Annotated in this window: 8 protein-coding genes and 1 pseudogene; 8 read left to right on the top strand and 1 reads right to left on the bottom strand. The window is 56.1% G+C overall.

Features of this window, described 5'->3' with window-relative positions; all coding sequences use genetic code 11:
- The 8 genes and pseudogenes from B3Z49_RS12580 to B3Z49_RS12615 form a co-directional block, all read left to right on the top strand.
- Nucleotides 1–816: pseudogene (locus B3Z49_RS12580) on the top strand (MFS transporter); the annotation flags it as partial.
- Nucleotides 817–1,123: 307 nt separating this feature from the next.
- Nucleotides 1,124–2,017, top strand: a complete 894-nt coding sequence (locus B3Z49_RS12585; RefSeq protein ID WP_296991346.1) for a LysR family transcriptional regulator — start codon at nucleotides 1,124–1,126, stop codon at nucleotides 2,015–2,017.
- A 111-nt stretch (nucleotides 2,018–2,128) separates the two neighbouring features.
- Entirely contained in the window at nucleotides 2,129–2,593 is a 465-nt protein-coding gene (locus tag B3Z49_RS12590; RefSeq protein ID WP_064781958.1) for a formate dehydrogenase subunit gamma, read from the top strand.
- Nucleotides 2,590–4,146 carry a formate dehydrogenase beta subunit gene (locus tag B3Z49_RS12595; RefSeq protein ID WP_296991351.1) on the top strand — a complete coding sequence of 519 codons (1,557 nt, stop codon included), beginning with the start codon at nucleotides 2,590–2,592 and terminating at the stop codon, nucleotides 4,144–4,146. The genes B3Z49_RS12590 and B3Z49_RS12595 overlap by 4 nt, the downstream gene beginning before the upstream one ends.
- 4 nt (nucleotides 4,147–4,150) lie before the next feature.
- Nucleotides 4,151–7,030: a formate dehydrogenase subunit alpha gene (gene fdhF / locus B3Z49_RS12600; RefSeq protein WP_296991354.1), complete on the top strand. Its 2,880-nt coding sequence runs from the start codon at nucleotides 4,151–4,153 to the stop codon at nucleotides 7,028–7,030.
- A gap of 92 nt (nucleotides 7,031–7,122) precedes the next feature.
- Nucleotides 7,123–7,347: a formate dehydrogenase subunit delta gene (locus B3Z49_RS12605; protein ID WP_296991356.1), complete on the top strand. Its 225-nt coding sequence runs from the start codon at nucleotides 7,123–7,125 to the stop codon at nucleotides 7,345–7,347.
- Nucleotides 7,344–8,153, top strand: a complete 810-nt coding sequence (fdhD, locus tag B3Z49_RS12610) for a formate dehydrogenase accessory sulfurtransferase FdhD (protein WP_296991359.1) — start codon at nucleotides 7,344–7,346, stop codon at nucleotides 8,151–8,153. The genes B3Z49_RS12605 and fdhD overlap by 4 nt, the downstream gene beginning before the upstream one ends.
- 237 nt (nucleotides 8,154–8,390) lie before the next feature.
- Nucleotides 8,391–9,302: a dihydrodipicolinate synthase family protein gene (locus B3Z49_RS12615; protein ID WP_296991361.1), complete on the top strand. Its 912-nt coding sequence runs from the start codon at nucleotides 8,391–8,393 to the stop codon at nucleotides 9,300–9,302.
- A 25-nt stretch (nucleotides 9,303–9,327) separates the two neighbouring features.
- Here B3Z49_RS12615 and B3Z49_RS12620 read toward each other — a convergent pair.
- The coding region (locus B3Z49_RS12620; RefSeq protein WP_296991364.1) for a GntR family transcriptional regulator at nucleotides 9,328–9,756 on the bottom strand (429 nt) is incomplete at its 5' end.

Consider the following 9,756-nt stretch of genomic DNA (forward strand, 5'->3'; position numbering starts at 1 on the left):
CCGCAATTCTATCTGTTGTGGATTGTGCTGTGCTTTAACGTGACGGCGGGCATCGGGGTGATTGGCGTTGCCAAAACCATGATGACTGAAATCTTTGGCACGACCTTGCCACTAGTTGTGAACTCTGCCTTTGCGGCGACCTATGTGTTCATGATTTCGGTCTTTAACATGTGCGGTCGTTTCTTCTGGGCGTCGATGTCGGATTATATCGGGCGCAAGAACACCTATTACTGCTTCTTCATTCTCGGCATCGCGCTTTATCTGTCGATCCCGTTTGCCGCAGAACAGGTCAGCATCAATCCGGCTGTGACATGGCTTGTCATGTTCTATGCCGCAACCATGATCATCTTCACGATGTATGGCGGTGGCTTTGCAACCATTCCGGCCTATCTTGCCGATATCTTTGGCACCAAATATGTCGGTGGCATCCACGGTCGTCTTCTGACCGCATGGAGCACAGCCGGTGTTCTTGGTCCGCTTGCCATCACCCAGTTGCGTCAGGCCTCGGTCACAAGTTCGATCAAGGATCTGGCCTCAAAGGTCGACCCGGCTGCCTTCCAGGAAAAGTTCGGTGCCGGTATTGCCCAGCTTGATCAATTGGTTGCGGCCAAAACGGTGACCATCGGACGTCTGATGGAAATCGCACCGGCAGGGACGGTTGATCCGACCTCAAGTCTCTATAACACCACCATGTATGCCATGGCGGCTTTGCTTGCGATTGCGCTGGTCGCCAACAAGCTGGTCAGCCCGATCCATGAAAAGCATCACATGGAAACGCAGCAAGCTGGCGGAAGCGAGGCTCCGTCCAAGGCCTAACCTGACCAAGGGCGCTGGCCAACATACCCATGGCCAGCGCCCGTTTTGCCGGTTCCACTTTCCAGCAAAACCGGGCATGAGTGGGACATCATGCCAAAGCGTCAGGGGCAGATCCGGGCTCTGTTCATCCGGCCCGGATCTGCGTTCTGTTGCAGGAATAACCTTTATGCCCGAAGGGGTAATCGGTTATCCTGCAGCCAGAACACTTCCCCGCGACGTAGAGTGTTCAGTCAATAATAACGCGCCCCGAAAACGGGATTGCGATCACCGTCATAAAAAGCATCCGCCTTGCGATGCCGGATACGCCATGATTGATAAACTCGAAATGTTTATGGTTCTCGCCCGCGAGCAGCATTTTGGCCATGCTGCCGAACATTGCGGCGTGACCCAGCCAACCCTTTCAAGCGCCCTTCGCCAGCTTGAAGATCATCTTGGCGTCGTGCTTGTCAAACGCGGGTCGCGCTATCAGGGACTGACACCCGAAGGCGAACGGGTTCTGGAATGGGCGCGCCATATCGTTGGCAGCACCCGATCCATGCGCGATGAAATGCGCGCCATGCGCTTTGGCCTGACCGGGCAGGTGCAGATTGCCGTTATTCCGACCGCCCTTGCGATGGTCCATGAACTGACCACGCCGTTTCGCGAAAAGCACCCCGATGTCAGCTTTGCCATCCTGTCGCGGACCTCGGTCGAAATTCAGGCATTGCTGGATGATCTTCGCATCGATGCCGGGATTACCTATCTTGATAACGAACCCTTGGGGCGTGTCACCGCCATTCCGCTTTATCGAGAACGCTATCATCTGGTGACGTCCAACATGGATGATCTGGCCGGGCGAAAAACAATCACCTGGCGCGAAGCCGCCAAACTGCCGCTTTGTCTTTTGACGCCTGATATGCAGAACCGTCGCATCATTGACCAGCATCTTGATGCTGTTGGCGCAAAGGTCAGTGCGACGCTTGAAAGCGATTCCATGATTGCGCTGTTTACCCATGTGCAAACCGGCAACTGGGCCAGCATCATGCCGGAAAAAATGGTCGAAAGTTTCGGGATGCGCGACCGGGTCAAATCGATCCCGATCATTGAGCCGGATGCGACCCACACAGTTGGCTTGATCGCGGTAAAACGCGAACCTGCGACCCCTGTGGTTTCGGCACTTTTGAAAGAAGCCGCCCGGATTTCGGAGCTGCAAACCGCTTGATAGGTTTTCGCTATCGCGTAACGGGATGGCTTTATTGAACAGGTCGGGACAATGCCCGACAATGTTCATAATAAACAAGAATTTGATAACATGCTTGAGAGAGAGGCTTGCATGTCGGAAACGACCGAGGACCAGAATGTCCGCGTCGCTGCCATTTGTGATCAGTTGATCACTTTGGAAGGACCGTTATTGCCAATTCTGCACGAGGTGCAGGAAGAATTTGGCTATATCCCCGATGGCGCGCTTCAGACAATCGCAAAGAAGCTGAACCTCAGCCGGGCGGAAGTCCACGGGGTGGCAAGTTTCTATCATGACTTCCGCGAAGAAAAAGCTGGCAAGCATGTCATCAAGATCTGCCGGGCCGAAGCCTGTCAGGCCATGGGGGCTGATGCCCTTGGTGATCAGATACGTCGTCATTTGAAAGTCGATTGGTCGCAAACCACCGCTGATCGCAAGATCACGCTGGAGCCTGTTTTTTGCCTTGGTCTCTGTGCCTGCGCACCAGCTGCAATGATTGATGGCAAGGTTGTTGGTCGCGTCAGTGCGGATCGCATTCTTCAAAAGGTGGGGTCATGAGCATCAAGGTTTATGTTCCACTTGATTCCGGTTCTGTCGCATTGGGGGCCGATGACGTCGCAGCCGCGATTGCCGCCAAGGCATCGAAGGCCGGTTCGGATGTCAAGATCGTGCGCAACGGCTCGTTTGGCATGTATTGGCTGGAACCGATGGTCGAGGTCGAAACCCCGCGCGGGCGGGTCGCCTATGGCCCGGTTAGCACCGATGACATCGACGCATTGTTTGAGGCCGACTTCCTGACCGGGGGGCCGCATAAACTGTATCTTGGCCGCACCCAGGATATCCCGTTCCTCAAAAGCCAGTCGCGCCTGACGTTCCAGCGTTGCGGCATTGTTGATCCGGTATCGCTTGACGATTATCGCGCCAACGATGGCCTGACCGGGCTTGAAAACGCGCTTAAGATGACGGACGAGGAAATCGTCAAGGCCGTCACTGATAGCGGCCTTCGGGGCCGCGGTGGTGCCGGTTTCCCGACCGGGATTAAATGGAACACCGTCCGCGAAGCGTCAGCCGATCAAAAATACATCGTCTGTAATGCCGACGAAGGTGACAGCGGCACCTTTGCCGATCGCATGATCATGGAAGGTGAACCGTTTGTTCTGATCGAAGGCATGATCATTGCCGGCCTCGCCACTGGCGCGACCAAGGGCTATGTCTATACCCGTTCGGAATATCCGACCGCCATTGACGTCATGAACGAGGCGATCAAGGTCGCCCGTGCCGCCGGTGTTCTGGGCGATAACGTCCTTGGATCTGGCAAGGCGTTTGATATCGAAGTCCGCATGGGGGCCGGGGCCTATGTCTGTGGCGAAGAAACATCCCTTCTTAACAGCATGGAAGGCAAGCGCGGTGTCGTCCGTGCCAAGCCGCCATTGCCCGCCCTTGAAGGCTTCCTTGGCCGACCAACTGTCGTCAATAACGTGATTTCGCTGTGCTCTGTGCCGGTTATTCTGGAAAAGGGTGCGGAATATTATCGCGATTACGGCATGGGCCGTTCGCGCGGCACCATCCCGATCCAGATTGCCGGGAACGTCAAACATAGCGGGCTTTATGAAGTCGGCTTTGGTCTGACCCTTGGCGAAATCGTTGAACAAATCGGCGGTGGGACGGCCACAGGTCGTCCAGTCAAGGCAGTTCAGGTCGGTGGTCCGTTGGGCGCTTATTTCCCCAAGGAACTGTTTGATACGCCGTTTGACTACGAAGAATTCGCCAAACGTGATGGCCTGATCGGCCATGCCGGTGTTGTCGTGTTTGATGACACGGTCGACATGATGAAGCAGGCACGGTTTGCCATGGAATTCTGTGCAATTGAATCATGCGGCAAATGTACGCCATGCCGCATTGGTTCGATCCGTGGCACCGAAGTCGTCGACAAGCTTGAACGTGGTGAACAGCCTGAATTGCAGATCGAGCTGCTGCGTGATCTGTGTGAGACCATGAAGTTCGGATCGCTGTGCGCACTGGGCGGCTTTACGCCGTATCCGGTCCTGAGTGCACTGACCCATTTCCCTGATGACTTCAAGCCACGCGCGCTTGATATAGCTGCGGAGTGAAACGATGTCCTTGATCAAAGAAGTTGACTACGGAACCCCCGCCAAGAAGTCCGAAAAGACGGTAACCCTGACCATTGATGGCAAGGACATTACCGTGCCTGAAGGCACCTCTGTCATGCGCGCCTCGATGGAGGCAGGCATTCAGGTCCCGAAACTCTGCGCAACCGATATGGTTGATGCATTCGGATCGTGCCGCCTGTGTCTGGTTGAGGTCGAAGGCCGCAACGGTACCCCGGCATCCTGCACGACGCCGGCAGCTGACGGCATGGTTGTTCATACCCAGACCGAACGGCTCAAGAAAATCCGCAAAGGCGTGATGGAGCTTTATATCTCTGACCATCCGCTCGATTGCCTGACCTGTGCCGCCAATGGCGATTGCGAATTGCAGGATATGGCAGGCGCGGTTGGCCTGCGCGATGTGCGGTATGGCTATGAGGGTGAAAACCACGTTCAGGTTCGCCAGAACGGTGAAGAAAACCCGCGCTATATGGCCAAGGACGAAACCAACCCGTATTTCACCTATGACCCGTCGAAATGCATTGTCTGTTCGCGCTGTGTGCGTGCCTGCGAAGAAGTGCAGGGCACCTTTGCGCTGACCATTGAAGGCCGTGGATTTGAATCCCGCGTGTCGCCGGGCATGCATGAAAACTTCCTGGATTCCGAATGCGTATCGTGCGGTGCCTGCGTTCAGGCCTGCCCGACCGCAACGCTTCAGGAAAAATCGGTCATTGAAATCGGCCAGCCGGAACACTCCGTTGTCACCACCTGTGCTTATTGCGGGGTGGGCTGCTCGTTCAAGGCGGAAATGCGCGGCGAAGAACTTGTCCGCATGGTGCCCTATAAGGACGGCAAGGCCAACCGGGGTCATTCCTGCGTGAAGGGGCGTTTTGCCTATGGCTATGCCAATCACAAGGACCGTATCCTCAATCCGATGATCCGCGAAAGTGTTGATGAGCCCTGGCAGGAAGTCAGCTGGGAAGAGGCACTTCGCTTCACCGCCGACAAGTTCAAGGGCATTCAGGCCAAATACGGCAAGGGCGCGCTGGGCGGGATTACCTCGTCACGGTGCACCAACGAGGAAACCTTCCTTGTTCAGAAACTGATCCGTGCCGGGTTTGGCAATAACAACGTCGATACCTGTGCACGTGTTTGCCATTCACCGACTGGTTATGGCCTCAAGACCACGTTTGGTACCTCGGCCGGGACGCAGGATTTTGATTCTGTCGAACATACCGATGTTGTCATCCTGATCGGCGCAAACCCGACCGATGGCCATCCTGTCTTTGCCTCGCGCCTGAAAAAACGCCTGCGTCAGGGGGCGAAACTGATCGTCATCGATCCGCGCCGGATTGACCTTGTGCGTTCGCCGCATATCGAGGCCGTCGCCCATATCCCGCTGCGTCCGGGCACCAACGTCGCGGTTCTGACGTCGCTTGCCCATGTCATCGTCACCGAAGGCCTGTTTGACGAGGCATTTGTGCGTGAACGGTGTGACTGGGACGAATTCCAGGATTGGGCAACCTTTGTTTCCGATCCGAAACACAGCCCCGAAGCCATCGCCGAAATGATCGGTGTTGACGGCGAAACCATGCGCAAGGCCGCACGCACCTTTGCTACCGGCGGCAATGGCGCGATCTATTACGGTCTTGGTGTCACCGAACACAGCCAGGGCTCCACCACCGTGATGGCGATTGCCAACCTTGCCATGGCGACCGGCAATATCGGTCGTCCGGGTGTAGGGGTTAACCCGCTGCGTGGTCAGAACAACGTGCAGGGTTCGTGCGATATGGGATCGTTCCCGCACGAACTTCCGGGCTATCGCCATATTCAAGATAGTGCCACCCGCGATATTTTCGAAGATATCTGGGGTGTCAAACTGGATGACGAACCGGGTCTTCGTATCCCCAACATGCTCGATGCGGCTGTCGAAGGCACGTTCAAGGGCATCTATATTCAGGGCGAAGATATCCTGCAATCTGACCCCGATACCAAACATGTGGCAGCCGGTCTGGCGGCAATGGAATGTGTGGTCGTCCATGACTTGTTCCTCAATGAAACCGCCAACTACGCGCATGTCTTCCTGCCGGGGTCGACCTTCCTTGAAAAGGACGGGACCTTTACCAACGCCGAACGCCGCATTAACCGCGTGCGTAAGGTGATGACACCGCTTAATGGCTTTGCCGATTGGGAAGTTACCCAGAACCTGGCCCGTGCGATGGGTCTTGACTGGAACTACACCCATCCGTCGCAGGTCATGGATGAAATCGCCAAGACGACGCCAAGCTTTGCCAAAGTCAGCTATGACCTGCTGGAAGAAAAAGGCTCGGTTCAGTGGCCGTGTAATGACAAGGCGCCCGAAGGGACCCCGGTCATGCATATCGATGGCTTCGTCCGTGGCAAGGGCAAGTTTGTTGTCACCGAATATGTCGCAACCGACGAACGTACAGGTCCGCGCTTCCCGCTTCTGCTGACGACGGGACGAATTCTCAGTCAGTATAATGTCGGCGCACAGACCAGGCGCACGGAAAACACGACCTGGCATAAGGAAGACTTGCTGGAAATCCATCCGCACGATGCCGAACAGCGTGGCATTCGTGAAGGCGACTGGATCCGTCTGGCATCCCGGTCGGGCGAAACATCCCTTCGTGCCACCATTACCGACCGTGTCGCACCGGGTGTGGTTTACACAACCTTCCACCATCCGGGCACACAGGCCAACGTGATCACCACGGACTATACCGACTGGGCGACAAACTGCCCGGAATACAAGGTTACCGCGGTTCAGGTTTCGTCCTCCAATGGCCCGACCGAATGGCAGGTCGAATATGATCGTCAGGCCGAACAGTCACGCCGGATCAAACCGCGTGTTGATGCCGCCGAATAGGATAACGCGCCAGACATTGTGCTATACTCCCTTGGCATGATGTCTGGCTCTCCTGCTTGAATACAAAGTTTACAGTCAAAGAGTGAACCGCAATGGCACCCGACAAACTTGTCTATATGGCCAATCAGATCGCGACCTTCTTCAAATCCCAGCCCGAGGGCGAGGGCGTTGATGGTGTTGCCAACCATATCAGCGATTTCTGGGAACCGCGCATGCGCAAGCAGCTGTTTGACATGATCGCCGAAGGCAAGGCCGACTTCCATCCTTTGGTGATCAAGGCCGCGCCGAAAATCCGGAAGGTCAAGGAAGCCGCATGATGGCCAAGCCATCGCAAAATCGCATTCTGGACGGGCGCGACTTCGACCTTGCGCGTGCCGTATCAGGCGATGATGGTAATGATGACGCGCCGATCATGTTGCAGCCGGAAGTTCCGGCTGCTTTGACGTTTAATGGTCAATCGCACGCGGTGATGATGGTTTCACCGCATGACCTTGAAGATTTCATGGTCGGCTTTGCCCTGTCCGAAGGCATTGCCGATGACATTTCCCAGATCACGCTGCGCGACGTGCGCAAGACCCTACAGGGTTATGTGATCGAGGCTGATCTGCATGAAGATGTCTTTGATCGTCTTGCCGATCGCCAACGCACACTCGAAGGTCGATCTGGCTGTGGTTTGTGCGGTGTGCAATCGCTTGAAGCCGTCGCCATGGACAAGATCGGGACGGTCACCCCATCCAACATGACGCAAGATGTTGTCTTGCGGGCGATTGACGCACTTCCGGACTATCAGACCCGCAATCGCGAAGGCGGCGGGTTGCTACATGCCAGCGCCTTTGTCGATGGTAGCGGTAACATCGTTCTGGTCCGCGAAGATATCGGACGCCACAACGCGCTTGATAAGGTGCTTGGTGCGGTGGCGCGACAGGGGATCGATCCGACCGGCGGGTTCATTCTGATGACCAGCCGCTGTTCCTATGAAATTGTCACCAAGACCGTGCAATTCGGGGTGGGCGGGCTTGTAACCCTTTCGGGCCCGACATTGACGGCCGTGAACCTCGCGCGGAAGGCCGGTTTGACCATGATCTGCCGCGAACGGCGTGGTCTGTTTCGCCGCTTTGCCTGACCTGTAAGCGGCTTTTTCCAACTTGTAACTTTCTGATGATCACCTGTTTGCAACACAGGTGTAATTGTACATGTATGCCTGAACCGCGCTTTCCGGTGTCTTAAGCGCATAATTGGAATTGCCATATCCGCGTATACTTGTTATTCAAGATGTAATTAAATATTACAAGATGGTCTCGCCAGTCAGCCGGATATTTGATCCGCGGCACGCGGGCCACGGCACGGGGATAAGGAAACCATGGCACTTTCAAAAACTGAATTGCGCGCCGTTTTGTCGGGGATTTCGGGCATTCTTGTCACGCCCTATGACGACAATGGTGATGTCGCGCCCAAGAAGCTCGTGCCTGTGATTGATCGTGCGCTGGCCGCAGGGGTGCATTTCCCGGTTGTGAATGGCAATACCGGCGAATTTTACGCACTGACCACCGACGAGGCGATCACAATCGCGCGCTCAGTCGCCGAGATGCTGGATGGTCGTGCACCGATGTTGGCTGGGATTGGTCGCGGTGTACGTGATGCCTGCGCGCTTGCCAAGGCATCGGCAGAGGCCGGGGCAGAGGCCTTGATGATCCATCAGCCGCCAGACCCGTTTGTCGCCCCGCGCGGTGTTGTTGACTACATCAAACGGATTGCCGATGCGTCCGGTGGTTTACCGATGATGCTGTATCTGCGTAACGATGCCATTGGCACCAAGGCCATTACGGAATTGTGTGCCGTCGAAGGTGTTGCTGGTGTTAAATGGGCAACGCCAAACCCGATGAAGCTGGCCGAGGCAATTCATGCCTGCGATCCGGATATCGTCTGGGTCGGGGGTCTTGCTGAAACATGGGCTCCGGCATTTTATGCCGTTGGCGCCCGTGGATTTACATCTGGCCTGATCAATGTCTGGCCGGAACGCTCCATGGCCATTCACGCCGCCCTTGAAGCCGGCGACTATGCCAAGGCCCGCCAGTTGATCGCCGAAATGAAGGCCTTTGAAGAAGTCCGGGCCGAGGAAATGAACGGCACCAACGTAACCGGTGTGAAGGCAGCGCTCAAATTAATGGGTGATGATTGCGGGGCTACGCGCCCGCCGTCTGCCTGGCCGTTGACCGAGGCCCAGCAGGAAAAGCTTTCAAGCTTCATGAAGGGAAACGGCCTGATCGGTTAGGTCGCCTGGGGGTAACTGTGCCGTCCTAGAAGAAGGACGGATGGCGTTCGCGGATGGCATCGACGGTGGCAAGGGTTCCCATCAAATGTTCGCGAACGACCTCGCAGGCGGTGTCGGCGCCGCCCTTGTCAATCGCAGCCAGAATGCGCGCATGACAATCAAGGATGGATGCCGATTTTCCCGGGTCGGGCAGGTTGAGCTTGCGAAGGCGGTCAATGTGACCCGACCTGGCTTCAACCACGCCATAGAGTTGGGCAACACCGGCGGCCTCATAAAGTGCGTAATGGAAATCGCGATCAAGCTTGCCAAAGGTATCAAGATCGTTTGCAGCACTGACCGCATTTTGCTGAGCAAGGATGGAGTGCGCTTTGACAGTCAGGGCAGGGTCTTTGGCATTGGCGAGACGGCGGGTGACCTCCAGCTCGACCGACAGACGCAGGAACTGGGTTTCCAG

Source organism: Thalassospira sp. UBA1131 (assembly GCF_002311515.1).
Lineage (GTDB): Bacteria > Pseudomonadota > Alphaproteobacteria > Rhodospirillales > Thalassospiraceae > Thalassospira.

Bases quoted from the DNA above. Each gene is read 5' to 3' on its own strand.
- B3Z49_RS12585 (WP_296991346.1), top strand. From the start codon at position 1,124: ATGATTGATAAACTCGAAATGTTTATGGTTCTCGCCCGCGAGCAGCAT.
- B3Z49_RS12590 (WP_064781958.1), top strand. From the start codon at position 2,129: ATGTCGGAAACGACCGAGGACCAGAATGTCCGCGTCGCTGCCATTTGT.
- B3Z49_RS12595 (WP_296991351.1), top strand. From the start codon at position 2,590: ATGAGCATCAAGGTTTATGTTCCACTTGATTCCGGTTCTGTCGCATTG.
- fdhF (WP_296991354.1), top strand. From the start codon at position 4,151: ATGTCCTTGATCAAAGAAGTTGACTACGGAACCCCCGCCAAGAAGTCC.
- B3Z49_RS12605 (WP_296991356.1), top strand. From the start codon at position 7,123: ATGGCACCCGACAAACTTGTCTATATGGCCAATCAGATCGCGACCTTC.
- fdhD (WP_296991359.1), top strand. From the start codon at position 7,344: ATGATGGCCAAGCCATCGCAAAATCGCATTCTGGACGGGCGCGACTTC.
- B3Z49_RS12615 (WP_296991361.1), top strand. From the start codon at position 8,391: ATGGCACTTTCAAAAACTGAATTGCGCGCCGTTTTGTCGGGGATTTCG.